Source organism: Acinetobacter sp. CAU_H_29a_1, from assembly GCF_058599505.1.
This window is the reverse complement of the sequence record NZ_CM178655.1, coordinates 3,415,853-3,435,568: the sequence shown is the minus strand read 5'-3', so window position 1 is coordinate 3,435,568 and position 19,716 is coordinate 3,415,853. Positions and strand designations below refer to the sequence as shown.

Sequence of the window (19,716 nt, the reverse complement as noted above, 5' to 3'; positions counted from 1 at the left end):
ATCTTTTTTAATGGTAATTAAAACCAAACAGGAGTCAATTTTTGATAAGTATGTAGACAAATTTAACATGATTGATATCGGGAGCCGTATATGGAAATTAAACAACTGAAACAGGTAGAAGTCGTTACAGATATTGTATGTGATGTATGCAACCAATCAACGAAATTGGAATTTGGAACTTTATCTGCGCATTGGGGCTATGGTTCCAAGCATGACGGGGAAAGATATGAATTGCAGTTATGTGAGAAATGTTTCTTTTATGCCTTAGCGACATTAAGAAAAGAGCGAGCAGATGAGTTTATGTTTGATGAAAACTTTGACCCTTCAACCCTAGATGGGTTTGGGTTGAAGTGAACCTATCATCGCGACAGGTTCTAAGAATCCAGAAAATACTGACTCAGATCCAAGCCAGCAGCTTCATTTTTAATGGCGAGTAAGGGATTCAGGAAAAATATTGTTCTTTGCTTCAAGGTCACTGAGCTCTGAAAAGGCCTGAATACCGCCTGCGGCTTTAATTCCATCTAAAGCGACAGATAGAGCTTCCTGATCTGACGGGAATGTTTCATCCCATACCGTAGAAGTACCATTTTGGTTTACCACTTCCAGTGTCCAGTCACTATCAGGTAATCGATAAATTAGAATTTCAATTTGCTCATTATCCTCTTGTAAAACTTGAGATAAGGGAGAGTCGATTAAATCATTTTCATCATAATCCAGAGTACTGTCATTATCAGACATCAGCGGCAGCCTTTATTGTATTTAACATCCGTCCATAGTAATGAATGAATTAAATTTTGCCTAGCAGTGGATATTATGGGGTACAAAGAATGGCTAAATTCAAAAAATAATTGCCCCGACAATAAAACAAAATAATCCAAAAATTACCCAAATCCAGACATTCGATTTGGGTTTCTCAGTATGTGATGTATAGAGTGGTTGTTGTTCCTGAGCAGGATTCTCTTGGTTGCCAGCTCTGTTCTTATAGGGTTGGTGCTTGGAATAGGATAGGCCTGTGCCTGGAATACCAACGCTGGTTCGGGTGCCTTTTTTGCCAATATTTAAAGAAGCACCAGGTTTGCCAATGCTCGCGCTACTAATGCCTTTATGCGTCAGATTGATTTTTAATCCAGGTAATATTTTAATACTCTTGCGAAATCTGAAGCCCATATTTCTCCCCTATAAAATTGAATCTACCTTATTTTATGAAGTACAATAAGTATAATTTTATATAATAGACTTCCGTCATAAATCAAAAAACGTACAATTTATTTGATCTTAAATTAATCAGCAAAATTATTTAATTCAAGAGATAATCCTTGGATGAAATTCAAAGATATTCAAAAATTATCAGACGTTAAGTTTCGTAGGCTTACCGGTGTTAGTTGGGCTACATTTAACCTCATGTTGGCCGAGCTAAATAAGCATTTACCTCGTCATATTGGTAAAGGACGACCGCATAAATTACCGTTGGAAGATCGTTTGCTCTTATGTATAGAATATTGGAGAGAATATCGAACATTTTTCCATCTTGGTATGAGTTACGGTGTATCTGAAACGAGTGCAATTCGTATCACACGTGTTATTGAAGATACCTTAATCCGTTCTGGAAAATTTAACTTGTCAAAACAACTTCCTAATCGAGATGAAGTGGATTGGGAAGTTGTTGTGATTGATGCAACTGAAATATTAGTTCAACGTCCAAAAAAAACAGAAGAAATGGTATAGCGGTAAAAAAAAGCGACATACCTTTAAATTTCAGCTATCTATGCACTATACAACAGGTGAAATACTGAGTGTATGTGGAAGTCATGGAAGCATGCATGATTTTAAAATATTTAAAAAAAGTATGAGGAAATTAAAATTTAAGCCCTTTTTTATCGTTGATAAGGGGTATTTAGGGATAAAAAAATTGGGTTTTGGATGCCTCATGCCATCTAAAGCCAAGAAAACTGAAAAATTAGATTCTGAATTAAAAAAGTTAAATAGAGAGATTGGTCGTAGACGAATTCAAGTAGAGCATGTATTTGGAAGGATGAAATGTTTTAAGATTTTATCTTGTGTATATAGAAATCGTCGTAAAAGATTAAACCTGCGGTTTAATTTACTTGCTGGCATATACAATTTAGATTGGGTGAAAGATAAACAATTAAATTGATTGAAAAATGATTTATGAAGGAAGTCTAGTATAATCCAGTTCAGGCGGTGATCTATGACTTTCAGGATAGTCGTTCAGGCCAGCATGCTGAAGAGTTCTTGAAAGGCTGGCAGGGCTATCTAGTCTGTGATGATTACAGTGGTTATAAAGCACGTTTTAAATCAGGCCAGGTGATTGAGGTGGGGTGCATGGCCCATGCACGTCGTAAATTCCATGAACTGCATGTAACTGGGAAAAGTCAGGTTGCTGAACAGGCCTTAGTGCTGATTCAGAAACTGTATGCGATAGAAGCAGAACTCAGGAAAAAGACCGATGGTACAGCGGAAGACCGCCGCGAATACCGACAACAGCATAGTCAACCAGTGATGCAACAACTATATGAATGGCTCAACCAACATCATCTGACAGTGCCATCGAGTTCTCCCACCGCCAAGGCTATCAATTACACTCTGAAGCGTTGGCCAGCCTTAAGCCGCTATCTGGATGATGGCAATCTACCGATATGCAACAATTGGGTAGAGAATCAGATGCGTCCCTGGGCGTTGGGACGCAAGAACTGGCTGTTTGCAGGTTCGCTGCGCAGTGGTCAGCGAGCGGCAAACATCATGACTTTAATCCAGTCAGCAAAGCTGAATGGCTTGGATCCGTATGCCTATTTAAGTGATGTGCTGAAAAGGTTACCGACACACAAAGTGACCCAAATTGAAGAATTGCTGCCGCACTGCTGGAAACCTAAATCGAATTAAAAAATAGGTATGGGATTCAGCGGACGCTTACCCTTAATAACGGATTTGTTTAACGCCAGCATACTTTTTGAAACACCACCCGCAAAAGGTCTATTGCCTTAAATTTCAACTGCAAGCCTTCAATGCCACTAAAATAATTACAATCCAGATCACCCAAGTAATTACTTGTTCACCATTAAATCCCTTCCTAACTTTATTTTGAGAAGAATTATTTGTAGGTATTGATACTTGGGAGTTAGTAGTAATTTTCTGATTATTAGCAGTTGTAATTGGTTTCCGATTTGAACTATTTATAGCGTTATTAGAGGAAGTATTTATAGTATTACTAGTTGTAGAATGTATTTTACTCAAAATAGCTTGATTAGAAGATTTAGCTGTATTAGTAGAATTTGTACTTACAGATTGACTATTCTTTACAGAAATAGATTGTCCAGTTATCTGAGTTAAAATATCTTTATTAGATACTCTTATTGATGAATTGTTTACTGTACTAGATTGTTTTTTATAAGTTAATCGTTTCTTACCTTCAATCTCATCAATTATAAAATATTGACCTTTCTTTGATACAGTAATTGATATATGAGAATACTTATATTTTTTACTCTTATAAGGTGCTTCCATTAAGCCCTTAATACTTACCCATTTACCAATCCAAGAACTATCAGGCTTATCTATAATGGCATCTAAGCCCTCACTCCAAATTGTAATTTTGAAGATATTACCTTTCCAATCTCCAAAATTGATAAATACATATGGCTTGCCATATCGAGTGAAATTTTGAGTCACATCTGTAATCTTACCAATTACTTCAACTTGGTTACCAATTTGTTGAAGGCAAGCATTATAATCCATTGCTGAAATAACTGGATATGGACTTACATACTCATTAACAATAACAGCACGGCTAACATTCTTAGATATAATATGAACATTACTTAAATTAGGTATATTCAGACCAGTAATAAAGTCACTTAAGCTTGGTATACTTTCCAATTTAGTAACATTACATATTGCAGCAAAGTTTTTAACATGTTCCTTTAAAGCCGGATATGTACTTAATAATGCGAATGTTTGAGAGGCATTAGGATTAGTAAAATCTGTCGAACGAAATACAACTGAATCCTGATCCGATTTTGTTTTATCCCAAATAGTAGAATCAGTTGCTAATGCTTTACAGGCCAGCCATAATAATATCAATGAAAATCTATCAAGTTTACTATTATAAGGGTTTAATTTAGCCCGATAAGGGTGTTGAAAGTTAATATGTCCTAATTCGGCACTACCCAAACTTGCTATGGAATCAATGTACATACCATCATAATCAATCAACTGGATTGAAGATCCAGAATTAGAAATCATTAAATTTCCGGTTTGTATATCACCATGAGAAACTGAATTACCCTCTAAATATTCTGATAACTTTACTAAGGCATTTGATAAATTAGTTATATATAATTGATTATCATAATTATCATCAAGAAACTCACCAAGTGTAGTTCCTACAGCCCATGCCATTTTAATAATTGGATATGAATTACCATCTACAATAATTCCCTTAGGCTGGAATTCAAAATCCAAGAAAAATGCAGAAGACAGGCTTTTTAATTTTTTAGAAATTTCTAAATAACGCTGCTCTAAAGATTTTGATTCTTTATGAAAGCATCTTACAGCATATTTTTTTGAGCCACATTCAATTGTATAAGTTAAGGCAAATCCACCACTAATAGCCAAAGGTACACCGAGTCCCGTCTTTTTGACGTTACCTTTTGCTAATTCACTATCTGTTAATAATTTACTATGAAGCTGAAATGCTTCATTGTATTTCTCAAAGGATGGATAACTCATGACTGTATACTATATCTCTAAGATCACCAAAGTAGTGTCGTCCACTTTTAAACTTCCCCTATTACGACTAAATCTTACTAATTTGTTAAATTTTCTATCATTAATGGTAAGAAATATATTAACTAACTTATTATGATCAATAACCATCATAGCTCTATAAAACCAATCTGCCAATGCATCTGTTGCACATATAGCTATTATAGATTCATCATTTGATAAAATTGGTATATCCAAATAATGATTACTATTTTCTTTATTGAAATCGATAGCCCTATTTAATTCAATTTTTGTAGAGATTAATGTCGGATTTGCGTAAAAATCCGGAATATCAAATGTTTTATGATATTTATACTTTCCATTATTTTTCTTGAAAAAAAATATAAAACTATCACCAAATAATCTTGTAATAATTTTTTTATTAACAAGATCTACGTTAATACTAGTAAATGTTGAAAAACTTCCACGCTGATAGGAAGATAATTGGGCCCAGCTCATATTATCAAAATCATGTTCTAATACATACTCTTTGGCTGCATTATTTAACCAATCATCATTAATATCATCACTCTCAATAAAAGAATTACAAATAATTTTTGCCCATAATTGAGAATTATAAGATTCACTAGCTCCATCACATAGAATGAATTTAGCTAAATCGTTGGAGAAAGCAAATGAATCTTCATTTGCTTTCTCTTCCCCAATTTCTTTTGGATGAGTACCCTGAAAAATAACTTTCATTATCGCAATTGAGAAGCTCTTGTACCAATATCAAAGAAATCTACAATATCAGAAGCTTCGGCATTAAAAATAAAGCCTCGTGATTCACCACTTACTTTGAAACCTTTATCTTGTGCATAACCCACTAAATGTGCAGGCAACTCACTAGACATTCTAAATAACATTTTAGAATAGGCATCAGGTAAAACATGTTCGCTTGAAGGTAAAATGATTGGAGAATTACTTAAAGCACTTACGTGTAAATTATAAATCAATACCGGACCATCATTTGTACCAATTTGGCTCAGATGATTAGCGATTTCTTCTGGGTCACCATCGTTAGACTCCCCATCAGTAACATGTAAAATTGTTGGAGGATAACTATCTGGATGAGCATCACACCATTCAGCCAATACTTCAGCCGCTTTAGTTAATGCTGCACGCATAGGAGTTCCACCATTAGCAGTTGGCTCAAACCACATGGGGAATTTAACCGCAACTTCTAATATTCCACCAGCCCCATCATCCATCTTACGTTTACGATCTTCGACTCTAAGTGGATTTTGCTCTAGTAATGAAATTGGGTTCATTACCTGACTACCTAAAGTACTACCAAACCCGTTGGTTACACCTTGATGACCATATCCTAAGACTCCTATATCAAAGTAATCTCTAATACCTTCTGATTTAGAGCATCTTGTAATTAAGTCCATAAGTGTCTTGTTAAGGACATCGGAAACGAATTCTGCTTTAGTTCGTCCTGAAGACATTTTGTCCATCATAGAACCAGATTGGTCAACTAAAAACAAAAATGCTGTTGGCGAAGTTCTACTAATTTGTGCTTCGTGTGACATTTTTTCCTCTTTTTAAATATATCTATAAAGTTATGATAAATACTCTATTGGATTTTATCCATTATAAATAGCGAATTTTCAATAATATTTAGTCCTACATCCGATTTTTGCTGTTGTGCTTGAGCTATACGCTTTTCTAGTGATGCCCTTTGTTTTGCTTGCCCATAATTACTCTTATTTTTAACTTAACAATTTATATTCTATGATTTTTTATTAATTTTGAGTAGACCTTGCAGAGGTGGTCCCACATGTTTGAACAACTAAAAGCTTATTTATAAGTGATACTCTGCTCTAGTTAAGCTACCTTATTTTGTTGTGGTAGCTGGTCATAGTAAAACTCATCTGGAGTCATTTTGTCCAGACTCGAATGAGGTCGTTTCAAATTATAAAATTCAAAATATGCGTTTAATTGCTTCTTCGCATCCAAAACATTGCTGTAGGCTTTGAGATACACCTCTTCATATTTAACGCTCCGCCATAATCGTTCAACCATCACATTATCAACCCATCGACCTTTACCATCCATACTGATTTGAATGCCATTTGATTTCAATACATCAATAAATGCATCACTGGTAAACTGACTGCCTTGGTCTGTATTAAATATTTCAGGTCGACCATATTTTTCAATAGCTTCATTTAATGTTTCTATGCAAAATGTAACCTCCATACTAATCGATACTCTATGCGCAAGTACCTTGCGGCTATGCCAATCAATCACAGCACATAAATAAACAAAGCCTTTTGCCATAGGGATATACGTTATATCCGTAGACCACACTTGATTACTGCGCTGAATAGCCAATCCTTTGAGCAGATATGGATATTTGCGGTGAGCTTGATTAGCCTGGCTTAAATTTGGTTTGCAATATAACGCATTAATGCCCATTTTCTTCATTAAAGTACGTGTATGACGTCGTCCTATATGATGTCCTTGACGATTCAACAAATCACGCATCATCCGGCTACCTGCAAAAGGGTATTGCATATGTAACTCATCCATACACCGCATCAGCTTCAGATCTGATGCACTCACAGGTTTTGGGCGATAGTAATAACAACCACGGGAGACTTTCAGCAGCTGAGCTTGCTTAGATACTGAAATCTGAAGTGAGTCATCGATTAACTTTTGTGGTTGAAGCGGCCCAGTTTCTTCAACACACCTTCTAAAAAATCAATTTCTAATGCCTGCTCACCGATTTTTGCATGTAGTTTTTTTAGATCGATGGGTGGTTCTGTTGGAGCTTTTGATTGATCGAAAGCTTGCGAGGAAGCTGAAATCAGTTGATTTTTCCAGTCGATAATTTGGTTTTGATGAACATCAAATTCAGCACTCAATTCAGCAAGTGTTTTTTCTGCTTTAATCGCAGCAAGTGCTACCTTAGCTTTAAAATCATTTGAATGATTTCTTCTTGGTCTACGTGCCATAAAATACTCCATATATTGATGTTTATAACATCATTTGGGGAGCAAAATATCACTTATAAGTGTTGTTCAAATTTCCTGATCCACCTCTTTGCATTAGTCAAAGTTTAAACAGCCGTAAGCTATATTTTATAAGATTTTAGCTGATTCAAAAATTAGGTAAAACCACACTTTCGCAAGAGGTTTAATATATAGCAGCAGTTCGCAATCAATTGATGGAATTATAGGCAGCTTAGAAAGCCCAGACATTTGATCAAATGACCAGCATGTTGTTCACTGCCGTATAGGCAACTTAGAAGTATTATTTTCAGTTATACTTATGCAATGCTTTGTTGCACAAAGATTTAAAAAATAGAACTCCCCTAAGCGACTCAAATTTAAGTGACAACTTGGGTATGAGCTCGGCCTAATTCCATAAATTTATTTAAACTGCCACACGTGCATGAATCTCATTCACCTGGCTTTGAAAACTCCGTGCACTGAGTTTATCTCCCAATAATTTGATGCAATGCATCTTGGTTTCTACCAAGCTTCGGCGATGATACCCAGACCACTTTTTCCAAATTGCTCTTCCTAGGCATTTAACCGTTTTCAACAATTCATTTCTTTCTAAAGATGTCAGCTTTTTGTCTTTCCAGGGCTTCGCATTTTTTCTTGGCGGAATCACCGCATGTGCCTGTCGATCTGAAATGACTTTTCTGCAGTGTTTCGTGTCATAAGCACCATCTGTATAGACAGAATCAATCTGCTCATCAAGTGGAATTTGATCAAGTAAATCCTCGAGTACTTGTGAATCACTGACATTGTTTGTCGTGAGCTGAACGGTCCGTATTTGCAGCGTTTCAGCATCTATACCAATGTGAAGTTTACGTCATTGGCGGCGATATTCAGGCTGAGGTTTCTTACGTTTCCATTCACCTTCACCTAAAAACTTCAAGCCAGTAGAGTCGACGAGTAGTTGGAGACCATCACGACTTTTTTGATAACGAATTGCAATATCAATATGCTTTTGTCTTCTACAAATAGTCGAATACGAATATCATTGATATTCGGTGCTGCTCAGCCGCAAAGTTTAATGAGGCTCTGAACAAAGCCAGTGACCATGCGTAAAGAGAGTCGAAATAGTGATTTGATCATAAGGCAGCATTGAATAGCCGCATCAGAATAAGTTTGATTTCTACCATGTTTGCCTTTTGGTTGTGCATACCATTGAGTAGTCGGGTCAAACCAGATCAAGATATTTCCTCGATTCACCAAAGCTCGGTTGTAAGAAGACCAATTGGTTGTGCGATAGGTTTTAGGTGCGGGCTTATTCATTTGAGAATTATATTGCTAGATAAGCCTTTACAGATAGGGTTGTGCAGCAAAGCCCCTAGCGGAATAAATGTTATGGGTACAAAGGTCGGCTAATTCTAAAAAATAATAGCCCCGACAATAAAACAAAATAATCCAAAAATTACCCAAATCCAGACATTCGATTTGGGTTGCTCAGTATGTGATGTATAGAACGATTGCTGTTCCTGAATAGGATTTTTTTGGTTGCCAACTCTGTTTTTATAGGGCTGGTGCTTGGAATAGGATAGGCCTGTGCCTGGAATACCAACGCTGGTTCGGGTGCCTTTTTTGCCAATATTTAAAGAAGCACCAGGTTTGCCAATGCTTGCACTGCTGATGCCTTTATGTGTCAGATTGATTTTTAATCCAGGTAGCAGTTTAATACTCTTGCGAAATCTGAAGCCCATATTTTTTCCATTTACAAGAACCAGTTTGGTTTCTATCTCAGTTGTGCGGATACAGTAACATAAGAGTTTGATTCATTCATAGGACTGATCATTTGACTTATCTAGTGAAATATCAGTATGTTCTTTAACATAAGATATTGGCTTTTAGACAATGAATCAAACATCAAATTATTACAATCAACATGCTCAAGCATTTTTTGAAAATACCTATCAGGTTGAGATGGACAGTCTTTACGCACCATTTCTAAGATATTTGCCGGAACAGGCATTGATCCTGGATTTGGGCTGTGGCTCGGGGCGGGACACTTTGGCATTTAAGAAAAAAGGCTATCAAGTTGAGGCAATTGATTATTCTACCGAGCTGGTTGAAAAGGCGAGAGAGCTGACAGGCATCGAGGTACGTCAGCAAAATTTTTATGAGCTGAATGAAGTAGCTAAGTACGATGGGATTTGGGCTTGTGCTTCTCTTTTGCACTGTGAAAGAGATCGCCTGACTGAAATGTTGGCGCGCATATTTAAAGCATTAAAGCCAAATGGTGTGTGTTATATGTCTTTTAAATATGGCGATAAAGACCGTGAGAAAGAAGGGCGCAGCTTTACTGACTTGAATGAGCAGCAAGCTTACGACTTACTCAAACAAATAGATCAGGCTTTACTGTTACAGCAATGGATTACTGTAGATAAACGTCCAGACCGTACAGAAGAGTGGATCAATGTAATATGGAAAAAGCAATCACATGCTTTTGATTATTACCCGCAGCGTTTATACAGTCGTGCCGAGTTAATGAAAGAGCCCTCTTTGATTCCTGCAGAACACGGGATTTATTTTTGGTGGTTCAAAACAAATCCACCGGGAATCCCAACAAAACACTGTATAACGTATCAAGAATACACTTTGTTGTATGTTGGCATATCGCCTGACAAAAAGACTAAACCAAATAGTAAATCAAACTTGAGAATACGGCTTAAAACACACTTTTCAGGTAACGCAGAAGGTTCAACACTAAGACGAACATTGGGCATACTTCTGGCTGAGATGAGTGGGTATCCGCTTAGAAGAGTAGGGTCAGGTAATCGCATGACTTTCACGCATTTAGGTGAACAATGGCTGGATGCATGGCTTGAAGATAATGCGTATGTGTCCTGGATAATTTGTGAAGAACCTTGGAATGTTGAGGAAAAGGTTTTTGAACAAACGATACTGCCACTCAATTTGAAAGGTAATCAGCACGAGTTTAAAGAAACCCTTTCAGCTATGCGTAAAAAAGCCATTCAAAATGCCAAAATGATGGAAATCGCTACGGAAGCAGGATTACAAAGACAGGTGAAGCTTCAACATGTGGCAGGATGATCGCTTTATAGAAAATAATAAACCTACACCCAACGAGCAGCTGAAATTCTTGAAGCATATTCAGCAGATATTGCAGTCAGGGACTTTTACTTCGACATATAAGTTTGCTTTGCTGATCAGTATCACGCGTCTGGCGATTGAACAGGGTCAAGATACCGGTGCTGCCTTGCATTTGGAATATCAGGATATTGCTGAAAAGTTTATTGACCTATACTGGAAACAGTCACTGCCGTTTCAGTTTAACCAGTACGAGCCTTTTACTATTCATCAAAGCACTGGTAAGCAGGCAAAGATCATCAGTGAAATTCAGAATGCACAGCAACAATTCAAGACCTTGGCCGCGTTGAGAAAGGATGTACTTTACTGGAACAGGCTGAAGCGAACTGTTGCGACAACTGTAAAGCAAATGCCGGTAGTATATTTGCAGAATTTAAATGGTCAAACCGTAGAATTTCTCTATAATCTTGAAGATTCCAAGCAGTCCCTCAAGCTGTTGCCCAAGGTGATGTATTGCTTAAGACAATTTAGTGAAATCATTGAAGAGTTGTGTCAGAAACGCTGGATTGATTTCGTTCGGCTAAACAAGCAGAACCTGGTGGTACTGGATGGTTTGCCTGACCTAGATGAATTCATGTTTGCTCCAAGTCGTAATCAATTGGGGCAGGTCGCAGACTTCTTAATTGACTTACAGCAATGCCAGTGTTTTTACTGTGGAAAAAGTCTCAAAAATTCAAAATATGCTGTAGATCATTTTATTCCATGGTCTTTATATCCTGCCGATACCGGACATAACTTTGTTCTAGCAGATGATAAATGTAATTCACAGAAAAGTAATTATCTGGCATCCGAGCGATTCCTAGATCAATGGAGAGAACGTAATCATCTGCATGATCAATCTATTGTTCAGGAAATTTCCCAATTAGGTTTTCTAACCGATCTGCAACGTTCGCATCGGGTTGCCGATTGGGCGTATAAGCAGGCAATAGAGAATAAGTATTTAGTTTGGTTGGGCGGAAAAGATAAGCAAATTTTTCGATCTATTGGTTTATAAGAAAGACCTTAGATCCCTTGTTTATATAGTTTATTGTAGTTGATGATATCTTGGGTCAATGGAAATTGATCAGGATATAATTTGTACCTTTCAATATATATTTTACGTTTCTGGTCATAAATTTTTTTAATTTGCACCAGATCTATATGAAGGAAATCACGTAAATAAATGCTATTTAATACTAAGATTGCCAATGCTTTTGAGTTTTTCTCATTTTCTATAGCCATAAGTGTATTTTCGATATTTTGAAATTTGGTAGAAGACTTATCTAAGTTGTTCTTAGCTATTTTTTTTAGCTCATCATAAAAAATAAAATTTAAATCGGGGAAAAAATAATGTTTCCATTTTTGTGATGTTAGATATTGACTGTATCTCTGTTCGATTAGTTGAAATGCTTGCTTTTGCTTTTGTAAGGGTATATTAGCTTGGTGTTTTAATTTTTTAATATACGGTAAGTATTGAAGACCAAATTTATCCAGCATTTGTTCCAAACGAAGCTTTTCTTTTTGTAATTCTAACTCTTTGATCTTTTTACCAAAGCCACCTCCCACTTTTGAACCGATTAATGCGCCAACTCCTGCTCCTATAACACCTCCAATAACTGGCATAAACACGAGACTCCCTAAACCAAGCCCGATGGATGCACCAACTTTTGCCATGGTCAGACTCCCTACAGTTTTGGAAGAAAAGTCGATAAGAACGTTCTTATTTATCGAGTTTTCATCTCCACCGGCTTTTAATAATCGTTGTCTTTCATTGAATGCAGCTATTCCGCTTGCAATAGGCAAATGTAGATCGAATGAATCTAAGGCAGCATTACCATTTGCCTGTTCGATGGTAGAGTCAAATTGTTGCGATATATCGGCATGACTCAAACCTTCTAATGGCTGTATATTATCTATTCCAATATTTTGATAGGTATCTTCAGGCACTAAATAAGTCACATCTGGATGTGCCAAAGCTGTCATTTTAATGCTGTCTATATCTAGAATGGTTTTGACATTTACGAGATCATCGTCAATTTTTAAGTCCCAGACTTCTTGATTGGATGTGCTAGCCCAGACAATTTCATGGGTTTGTCTATCTAACAGATCACTTACTTTTTGTTCACCAATATAACCGATTAGACGATTTCTAAAGCCTGATAAAGAAGTTTCATCTTTCTCTAACATATTCAACATTAAATAATTTGAGACATCTAATGCTGAATTTAACTCTTCCTGGCTACTAAAATCGACGGCTTTAATTACGCTTGGATCAATACTGTAAACTTGACATAAATACTCACCGATAGCTAAGCCTGCTGGAAAAAAAACTGAATAATCATTTTTCTGATTTTCTGTAGGTAAATGTAAACTTGCACGGATATGCTCACAGCGACTACGATGCAGTTTTATCTTTCTAATAAAAATAAAAATGCTATAGCCTAAAATTGTCACCACGAAAAAAATTAACCAAATCATATAAATTTATTCTTAAGACATATACGACGGTACTTGAGTCGAAAGCTGGCTTTTCAGTTTCTCTACCAACATCGGTATCTCTTCATCATGGTGTGGTTCATATGGCGTATCAATTAAGCCCTCAGCTCCTAATAGCTCCATTTTTCGTGCTTCAATTTTGGAACGAAAGGTAGAAATAATTTCTAAAGGTTCCTTGAGCTCAGTTAATGTAGCTCTAGTTTTACTTAATTGTTCACGAATACGAGCCATACTTTCTTGAAAATACTTCTGATCTGTTTCAAAAGTTAGTAGTGAAGATTTAATGTTTTTAATATAGGTCTTTTGCTCAACGACCGCAGACTCTGCAGTCGTAAAGGCTCGCAAACTTTCAATGGTATGATTTTCTTCTGGGCGCTGAAGTTTACGTGCTAGGTCTTGCATATCAGCTAAATCTGCCTCAGCAATACTAATTCGTTTGTTGCGAGCATCGATATTGTCTTCATGGTTTTTATAAGTACGTTCAATATCATGGAGCTCTTCAATTAAGTTTTTCTCGTCAATTTCTAGTTGATCTATTTTTTTTGAAAATTTGTTTAAATATTCTATTTCAGCTTCTTCTACTTCATTTAAAGCTTTTAGAATTTGCCCTTCATAAAACACACGAGATTTTTCACGCATTTCAATCTCAGCTTTTTCTTTGGCAAGACGTTCAAAATGAATTTGTTGTGCTTTTTTTAGTTCAGCTTCGACTAATTCTTGGCGTTCTTGTTCCTGTTTCGCTTTGGCCAGTAAACGCTCTTCTTCTAACAATTGCTTCTGCTGCTTTTCTCGAGTAAGTCTTTCTTTTTCTTGAATCATTAATATTTCTTGTTTTTTCCGTTCACGTTGGTCTTGAGCATATTGAACCATGATCTCCTCAAATTCTTCCGGAATAGACTGATTAGTTTGTAGAATAAGATCACTGCGTTCCTGTTCTGGCAAATATTTATCGAATGTTCCGAGTTTATATAGCGCCCATTTCTCTTGTAAGCGACTTGAGAAATACATCTGCAAAGTACGAGGTTGCATAAGTTTTGCAGAGATTAATATCGTTCCGAGAATAATTAAAAAAACATCTACAGCATATTTTGTTTGATTAAAAGCTTTTTGATTTTCAAATTCTTCAATGGCTTGTTGCCTAAATATTGGGCTATCCTTTGTAATAGTAATCCCATATTTTTTTAACTCTTCTTCATTGCCACGATCTACCGCTTGATCAAATTTGGCTAAAAAACTTTCTCTTTCTATACGAGTTGATTTTAAATCTGATTGTAATGTTTCTAATTGCCTTTCAATACTTTGAGCAACGTAACCACGACCATATCCAGTGCCACTTTTACCACTGATTTCTACCTGTAATTTTTCATTAGTATTGTTGACTAACTGTTCAAGTTCCGCAATTTTCTTATCACGATTTTCCAGTCCATTTTTTTTCGCTAGAGCAATATTGTCTTTGTATTGCTCCATCATTTTATTATCAATATCTGCTTTAAAAACTAATTGAGTTAAAAAAGGTGCAGTAATATATAAAGATAAACAGACAATTCCAATCCTGATAGCAAATGGAAAATATTTTGCTATGAATGATTTGATACCGGACCATGAATAAAAAGTTTTTTTTGTTAATTGCAAACCATTCAAGGTTTTTTCATGTTCATCTTTTAATAGATCAGCAGATGCCATTGATCGGTCGAAAAACCACATTAGAAGAAAAACGAATCCACCTACGATAGTCCAGCCGACGTAAGGTGAATTAGGAGTAAAAGTACTACCTAAAAACCCCCATGCGAAACCTTCCGACAAAGCAGCAAGAATCATGATAAATGAAATAACTGTAAGATAAGTCGAACCACCACTTGTCAATAAATTTTTATGGTAGGTTTTCAGTGTCAAGAAATCCCATAATTTAATAAGAATATTTGGTTCTTTATTCATAATGTGACGTCGGTGGGTTTAATTTGAAGTTTAGTGTATCTTATTGTAATTTTTTGTGCATTATCGTTTTAATTTTGGTTTGAATTTTTGGTAAAACTTATAAGAATACTGTAATAAGTCTATATAAATAGTTTGATACATTTAAAAATTTTATTTGATAGCTATTTAAAGTGCTTAATTATTAAAGTTCTGTCTTATCTAAGTCTTATGCTTATAGTAAGATTCTCATTTATCAAAAAAAATATTGTCTATGAAAAAAATTGCTGTTGTTGCTGCCGTAATCAAACATGAAGATAAAATTTTATGTGTACAAAGAGCACCATCTAAATATGATTATATTTCTTTGAAATATGAATTTCCTGGTGGGAAAGTTGAGCAAGATGAAACGCCAGAGCAAGCAATTATTCGTGAAATTCAAGAAGAGTTAAACATGGAGATTGTAGTACATTCACATCTTATTACAGTTGACTATGACTACCCTGACTTCAGTATTTCTTTGAATACATTCTTATGCCGTACCAATGATAAAAATTTACAGTTATTAGAACATGTGGATTATCAATGGTTGACTATTGATGAACTAACTATTCTCGACTGGGCAGCAGCAGATTTACCTATTGTTGATAAGTTGCAAAGAAAATGATTCTAGATGCATTGAGTAAAGGGTTAATTACAAGCTTCATTGATCAATCTTCCTACTCAGAAGATATTTATCAAACTAAGTTGGTACAAAATAATTATCCATTAGAAAAAGTGATCAATACCTTTGAAGGTGAGTTAGAACATTGCACAAGGTTTTGGTTCACTACAGCTTTTTTGAGCATGAGTGGTTTTAATACACTTTATTCTTTGCTAGAGAATTTACAACGCAGGAATGTTCCTGGTCGAATTTTAGTTTCTCAGTATCTTAATTTTACTCAACCAGATGCACTAAAAAGACTAAAAAAGTTTAAGAATATTGAGGTCCGTATCGATACGAAATCTGATTTACATGCTAAAACCTACATATTCCAGCGTGAAGATCATATAAGTGTGTTGTTAGGTAGCAGTAATTTAACTGCTAATGCATTGAGTAAAAATGAAGAGCTCAATATTTTTATTCGAGCTTTGCCTCAAAGTAAAATTATGCGAGATATGCTGCTTAAAAAAAAGATTTTATTTAATGATGCACAAGAATTGACTGACGAGTATTTAGCACAATATAGTGAAATATATCAGGCCCAAAAACAATTTGTTCAGAAACTACCACAACAGAACATAAAGCTTTTTAGTTCAATTACACCTAATTTAATGCAACAAGAAGCCTTGAGTAGTTTGGAAAAATTACGAGAGGGCAATGTTTCTAAGGCTTTACTCATCTCTGCAACAGGTACAGGAAAGACTTATCTTTCGGCTTTTGATATACGCAATTTCAAAGCAAAAAGTATGCTTTTTATTGTGCATCGAGAAAATATTCTTCTTGATGCACAACAGACTTTCAAAAATGTATTAGGGACCGATTTTAAATCTGCTATTTTTTCAGGATCTAATCGAGATATAGCTGGGTACAATAATGTTTTTGCCACTATACAGTCTTTATCTAGAGATCATCATTTAACTCAATTTTCACCAGCGGCTTTTGACTATATCGTAATAGATGAAAGTCATCGTTCAGGCTCTGCTAGCTATTTAAAAATTTTAGAATATTTCAAACCTAAATTTCTTTTAGGTATGACCGCGACTCCAGAAAGAAGCGATGGTATTGATATTTTCAAAGCATTTGATTACAACATAGCCTATGAAATCAGGCTTAAAAAAGCCATGGAATGTAATCTCATTTGTCCATTTCACTATTTTGGAATTTCAGATTTAGAAATAGATGGTGAGCTGATTGATGATAATACTGATTTTGGTCATTTAATTAGTGATGAGCGTGCTCGAAAGATCAAAGAAGCTTCAGATAAGTTTGGTACAGATAACGGCGAATTAAGAGCCTTAGTTTTTTGTTCTAGCGTTAAAGAAGCGAAAGAGCTTGCAGGGAAAATGAATCTCTTAGGGATTCAAAGTATAGCTTTAAGTGGTGAGAATAGTACGGAACAGCGAACAGCTGCGATCGAGTCAATCAGCTCGGTAGATAATCATCGTATTGAAATGATTTTTACGGTTGATATTTTTAATGAAGGAATTGATATTCCTAAAATTAATCAAGTAATTTTTCTACGAGCAACAGAGTCATCGATTATTTATGTCCAACAATTAGGTCGTGGACTACGAAAAACTGCAACTAAAGAATACCTTACCGTTATCGATTTTATTGGCAATTATGAAAAGAACTTTCTAATCCCAATGGCTTTATTTGGTGACAGCTCATTTAATAAGGATCAATTGCGAAAATTAGTGACGAGTGGTGGTTCATTATTACCAGGTGCATCGACGATTCATTTTGATGAAATTGCTAAAGAAAGAATCTTTGCTTCGATTAATAATTCTAATTTTCAAATGAAAAAAGATTTAGTGAATGATTACAAGTTATTAAAGACTCGGCTTGGTCGTATGCCGATGATGATGGATTTTCTACAAACCGATTTGCGAGATCCATTTAGTTTTGTAAATTATGCAAAATCTTATTATTCCTTTATAAATCCGATAGAAAAAATCACACCAACTTTAAATGAGTTCGAAGAGGCATTATTACAATTCTATGCTCTAGAAATTAACAATACAAAGCGTGTACTAGAATCATTACTTTTAGAGAAAATTATTCAATATGATCAAGATGTAATAGAGGTCGAGACATTCCAACATGAAGTAAAGGAAAGATATCAAATCAGTGTATCTAAAGATGATTTGGTATCCATACTTAATAATTTAAATATGGTTTTTAACCCGACTAAATATTTTAAAGATCATGGGGCAATGATCTCTTTAGGGATAAGAAATTCTTATTTTTTTGCTTCTAGTGATTTAAAGAAAGCTCTTAAAAACTCTACTTTTAATAAATTCTTAAATGATAATGTGCAATATGCAATCAGTAAATATTTTAAAGATTTTGATATAGTTAAATTCAACCATGGTTTTGTTTATTATGCGAAATATGGACGTAAAGATGTATTCCGTATTTTAAATTGGGAAAAAAATCAAAACCCACAAAATGTGGGTGGATATTTAGCCAGTAAAGATAAATCAAATTGCCCAATATTTGTCACCTATCATAAAGCAGATGATATTTCTGATAGTACAAAATATGAAGATAAGTTCATTGATCCGCAACATTTTCAGTGGATGTCTAAATCAAAAAGAAAAATTTCTAGTCCTGATGTTCAGGTGATTTTAAATGCACAGCAACAAGGAACATTGCTACCTTTATTCGTGAAAAAAGATGATGATGAAGGTGTCGATTTCTATTTTATCGGTTTTCTAAGTTATATCGAAGGTAGTGCACAAGAGACTTTAATGCAAACAGATGCTGGTCCTGTTTCTGTTGTTAAAATTGATTTTAGAATAAATAAGCCTGTTGAAAATGGATTATATAAATATCTTGTAAATATATGATATGTATAGTTCAAACTTAATAGGATATTGATTTTGGAAACCGAGAGTTATCTGCTGGGTTAGATGTTCTGAATCTTTAGAAAGAAAGCCAATTATCTCGGAAGATAATTGGCTTGAGCAAAGAGTTTGGCTATCCGCTTATTCGTCGGTCATCCCAATAACACGGCACTACAATCAAATGGTTCTCATGTAACCGAGACCATAATCTTATACCTAAATCCCGCTGCATATTTTGGACTGTGAAATTGGAAATCAGCAGGGTAGATTTCATATTGTCATAACGACTATACAAAACCTTATGTATCATCTCCAGGCGTTTTTCATGCCGGTCATGCAGGCCATATTCATCAATCACCAATAACTCAAAACTGGAGAAATGGTCGATGACTTCTTTCTCAGAGCGTGAAGCATCTGACCAGGTGTCCATCATTTTTTGAGCAATTTCTACACTGGTATAGTAGCGTGCAGATTTTGTACTGTTATGCAGAATGTTGCGAATAATTGATGCGCTCAGATGGGTTTTACCTGTACCCGGTGTACCAATCATCAACATGTTCGGATTATGGCCAGAAATAATCTGCTGTGCAAAAGCCTGACATAGTTTGATGGCATTGTCTTGAGCAGGACATGCAACTACAAAATTCTTGAAGCCACGGTCCAGATAGCGTTTATTGAGCCCTGAGTTTTTGATTTTCTGTTGTAGCAATCGCTGTTGCAGTTCATCCTCATAGGCTGCATGTGAGTGATGGACGGCTTCTTTGGCACACAATTTACAGAGCCTGTGACCTGCAATTTCCATCAGGGGTGTATGATGTGTAGGACAGAGTGTTTCCGTTGTTTCTGGGTGAAACTGGAGTGTTTTAAGCATGGTATTCATGATCAC

16 protein-coding genes and 4 pseudogenes are annotated in these 19,716 nt (G+C 35.5%); 9 read left to right on the top strand and 11 right to left on the bottom strand.

The window, feature by feature from the left end:
• The first annotated feature begins 90 nt into the window (after window positions 1–90).
• Window positions 91–354, top strand: a complete 264-nt coding sequence (locus AC4MDD_RS17255) for a hypothetical protein (RefSeq protein ID WP_216136848.1) — start codon at window positions 91–93, stop codon at window positions 352–354.
• A gap of 69 nt (window positions 355–423) precedes the next feature.
• Here AC4MDD_RS17255 and AC4MDD_RS17250 read toward each other — a convergent pair whose 3' ends face one another.
• Both AC4MDD_RS17250 and AC4MDD_RS17245 read right to left on the bottom strand, forming a co-directional pair.
• The gene (locus AC4MDD_RS17250; RefSeq protein WP_004835523.1) at window positions 424–738 is read right to left on the bottom strand and encodes a hypothetical protein; all 315 of its coding nucleotides are present in this window, start codon (window positions 736–738) and stop codon (window positions 424–426) included.
• 99 nt (window positions 739–837) lie between these two features.
• Window positions 838–1,167: a DUF4236 domain-containing protein gene (locus tag AC4MDD_RS17245; RefSeq protein WP_087013843.1), complete on the bottom strand. Its 330-nt coding sequence runs from the start codon at window positions 1,165–1,167 to the stop codon at window positions 838–840.
• Window positions 1,168–1,401: 234 nt separating this feature from the next.
• On the opposite strand from AC4MDD_RS17245, the gene AC4MDD_RS17240 reads away from it, so the two are divergent.
• From AC4MDD_RS17240 to AC4MDD_RS17230, 3 genes and pseudogenes are all read left to right on the top strand, one after another.
• Complete coding sequence (locus AC4MDD_RS17240; RefSeq protein WP_221260618.1) at window positions 1,402–1,725, top strand: helix-turn-helix domain-containing protein; 324 nt, start codon at window positions 1,402–1,404, stop codon at window positions 1,723–1,725.
• 37 nt (window positions 1,726–1,762) lie between these two features.
• Window positions 1,763–2,155, top strand: a pseudogene (locus AC4MDD_RS17235) (transposase family protein); the annotation flags it as partial.
• A gap of 29 nt (window positions 2,156–2,184) precedes the next feature.
• Window positions 2,185–2,901: pseudogene (locus tag AC4MDD_RS17230) on the top strand (IS66-like element ISAba25 family transposase); the annotation flags it as partial.
• Between the two features lie 105 nt (window positions 2,902–3,006).
• On the opposite strand, the gene AC4MDD_RS17225 reads toward AC4MDD_RS17230, so the two are convergent.
• The 6 genes and pseudogenes from AC4MDD_RS17225 to AC4MDD_RS17200 all read right to left on the bottom strand — a co-directional run bounded on the left by AC4MDD_RS17225 (window position 3,007) and on the right by AC4MDD_RS17200 (window position 9,484).
• Window positions 3,007–4,746: a protein kinase family protein gene (locus tag AC4MDD_RS17225; RefSeq protein WP_491882076.1), complete on the bottom strand. Its 1,740-nt coding sequence runs from the start codon at window positions 4,744–4,746 to the stop codon at window positions 3,007–3,009.
• A 9-nt stretch (window positions 4,747–4,755) separates the two neighbouring features.
• Window positions 4,756–5,484, bottom strand: a complete 729-nt coding sequence (locus tag AC4MDD_RS17220; RefSeq protein ID WP_180105955.1) for a hypothetical protein — start codon at window positions 5,482–5,484, stop codon at window positions 4,756–4,758.
• Window positions 5,484–6,317, bottom strand: a complete 834-nt coding sequence (locus tag AC4MDD_RS17215; protein WP_045126834.1) for a vWA domain-containing protein — start codon at window positions 6,315–6,317, stop codon at window positions 5,484–5,486. The genes AC4MDD_RS17220 and AC4MDD_RS17215 overlap by 1 nt, the downstream gene beginning before the upstream one ends.
• Before the next feature lie 295 nt (window positions 6,318–6,612).
• Window positions 6,613–7,745, bottom strand: a protein-coding gene (locus AC4MDD_RS17210; protein ID WP_223235881.1) for an IS3 family transposase whose coding sequence is annotated in 2 segments (ribosomal slippage) — window positions 6,613–7,493 and window positions 7,493–7,745 — 1,134 coding nt in all. Because the reading frame shifts where the segments join, the coding sequence is not laid out codon by codon here.
• A 374-nt stretch (window positions 7,746–8,119) separates the two neighbouring features.
• A pseudogene (locus AC4MDD_RS17205) lies at window positions 8,120–9,059 on the bottom strand (IS5 family transposase).
• Window positions 9,060–9,154: 95 nt separating this feature from the next.
• Window positions 9,155–9,484: a DUF4236 domain-containing protein gene (locus AC4MDD_RS17200; RefSeq protein WP_204379267.1), complete on the bottom strand. Its 330-nt coding sequence runs from the start codon at window positions 9,482–9,484 to the stop codon at window positions 9,155–9,157.
• Window positions 9,485–9,635: 151 nt separating this feature from the next.
• Here AC4MDD_RS17200 and AC4MDD_RS17195 point away from each other — a divergent pair.
• The 3 genes and pseudogenes from AC4MDD_RS17195 to AC4MDD_RS17185 form a co-directional block, all read left to right on the top strand.
• Window positions 9,636–10,214: pseudogene (locus AC4MDD_RS17195) on the top strand (class I SAM-dependent methyltransferase); the annotation flags it as partial.
• 54 nt (window positions 10,215–10,268) lie between these two features.
• Window positions 10,269–10,835: a GIY-YIG nuclease family protein gene (locus AC4MDD_RS17190; RefSeq protein ID WP_026094251.1), complete on the top strand. Its 567-nt coding sequence runs from the start codon at window positions 10,269–10,271 to the stop codon at window positions 10,833–10,835.
• Window positions 10,822–11,886, top strand: coding sequence for an HNH endonuclease (locus tag AC4MDD_RS17185; RefSeq protein WP_491882075.1), 1,065 nt, complete (start codon window positions 10,822–10,824; stop codon window positions 11,884–11,886). The genes AC4MDD_RS17190 and AC4MDD_RS17185 overlap by 14 nt, the downstream gene beginning before the upstream one ends.
• A gap of 8 nt (window positions 11,887–11,894) precedes the next feature.
• On the opposite strand, the gene AC4MDD_RS17180 is transcribed toward AC4MDD_RS17185, so the two are convergent.
• Together AC4MDD_RS17180 and AC4MDD_RS17175 are read right to left on the bottom strand one after the other, a co-directional pair.
• Entirely contained in the window at window positions 11,895–13,349 is a 1,455-nt protein-coding gene (locus tag AC4MDD_RS17180) for an oxidoreductase (RefSeq protein WP_491882074.1), read from the bottom strand.
• A gap of 12 nt (window positions 13,350–13,361) precedes the next feature.
• Window positions 13,362–15,302: a DUF4407 domain-containing protein gene (locus tag AC4MDD_RS17175; protein WP_491882073.1), complete on the bottom strand. Its 1,941-nt coding sequence runs from the start codon at window positions 15,300–15,302 to the stop codon at window positions 13,362–13,364.
• 250 nt (window positions 15,303–15,552) lie between these two features.
• Here AC4MDD_RS17175 and AC4MDD_RS17170 point away from each other — a divergent pair, with 250 nt between their 5' ends.
• Together AC4MDD_RS17170 and AC4MDD_RS17165 are read left to right on the top strand one after the other, a co-directional pair.
• Entirely contained in the window at window positions 15,553–15,945 is a 393-nt protein-coding gene (locus AC4MDD_RS17170; protein WP_100358050.1) for a (deoxy)nucleoside triphosphate pyrophosphohydrolase, read from the top strand.
• Window positions 15,942–18,833: a DUF3427 domain-containing protein gene (locus tag AC4MDD_RS17165; protein WP_491882072.1), complete on the top strand. Its 2,892-nt coding sequence runs from the start codon at window positions 15,942–15,944 to the stop codon at window positions 18,831–18,833. Before AC4MDD_RS17170 ends, AC4MDD_RS17165 begins: the two co-directional genes overlap by 4 nt.
• A 130-nt stretch (window positions 18,834–18,963) precedes the next feature.
• Here the strand turns inward: AC4MDD_RS17165 and AC4MDD_RS17160 are convergent, their stop codons facing one another.
• Window positions 18,964–19,710, bottom strand: coding sequence for an ATP-binding protein (locus AC4MDD_RS17160; protein WP_491882071.1), 747 nt, complete (start codon window positions 19,708–19,710; stop codon window positions 18,964–18,966).
• Window positions 19,711–19,716 lie beyond the last annotated feature (6 nt).

Coding starts and splice junctions, on each gene's coding strand:
- AC4MDD_RS17255 (WP_216136848.1), top strand. CDS start 91: ATGGAAATTAAACAACTGAAACAGGTAGAAGTCGTTACAGATATTGTA.
- AC4MDD_RS17250 (WP_004835523.1), bottom strand. CDS start 738: ATGTCTGATAATGACAGTACTCTGGATTATGATGAAAATGATTTAATC.
- AC4MDD_RS17245 (WP_087013843.1), bottom strand. CDS start 1,167: ATGGGCTTCAGATTTCGCAAGAGTATTAAAATATTACCTGGATTAAAA.
- AC4MDD_RS17240 (WP_221260618.1), top strand. CDS start 1,402: ATGTTGGCCGAGCTAAATAAGCATTTACCTCGTCATATTGGTAAAGGA.
- AC4MDD_RS17225 (WP_491882076.1), bottom strand. CDS start 4,746: ATGAGTTATCCATCCTTTGAGAAATACAATGAAGCATTTCAGCTTCAT.
- AC4MDD_RS17220 (WP_180105955.1), bottom strand. CDS start 5,484: ATGAAAGTTATTTTTCAGGGTACTCATCCAAAAGAAATTGGGGAAGAG.
- AC4MDD_RS17215 (WP_045126834.1), bottom strand. CDS start 6,317: ATGTCACACGAAGCACAAATTAGTAGAACTTCGCCAACAGCATTTTTG.
- AC4MDD_RS17200 (WP_204379267.1), bottom strand. CDS start 9,484: ATGGGCTTCAGATTTCGCAAGAGTATTAAACTGCTACCTGGATTAAAA.
- AC4MDD_RS17190 (WP_026094251.1), top strand. CDS start 10,269: ATGAAAGAGCCCTCTTTGATTCCTGCAGAACACGGGATTTATTTTTGG.
- AC4MDD_RS17185 (WP_491882075.1), top strand. CDS start 10,822: ATGTGGCAGGATGATCGCTTTATAGAAAATAATAAACCTACACCCAAC.
- AC4MDD_RS17180 (WP_491882074.1), bottom strand. CDS start 13,349: ATGATTTGGTTAATTTTTTTCGTGGTGACAATTTTAGGCTATAGCATT.
- AC4MDD_RS17175 (WP_491882073.1), bottom strand. CDS start 15,302: ATGAATAAAGAACCAAATATTCTTATTAAATTATGGGATTTCTTGACA.
- AC4MDD_RS17170 (WP_100358050.1), top strand. CDS start 15,553: ATGAAAAAAATTGCTGTTGTTGCTGCCGTAATCAAACATGAAGATAAA.
- AC4MDD_RS17165 (WP_491882072.1), top strand. CDS start 15,942: ATGATTCTAGATGCATTGAGTAAAGGGTTAATTACAAGCTTCATTGAT.
- AC4MDD_RS17160 (WP_491882071.1), bottom strand. CDS start 19,710: ATGAATACCATGCTTAAAACACTCCAGTTTCACCCAGAAACAACGGAA.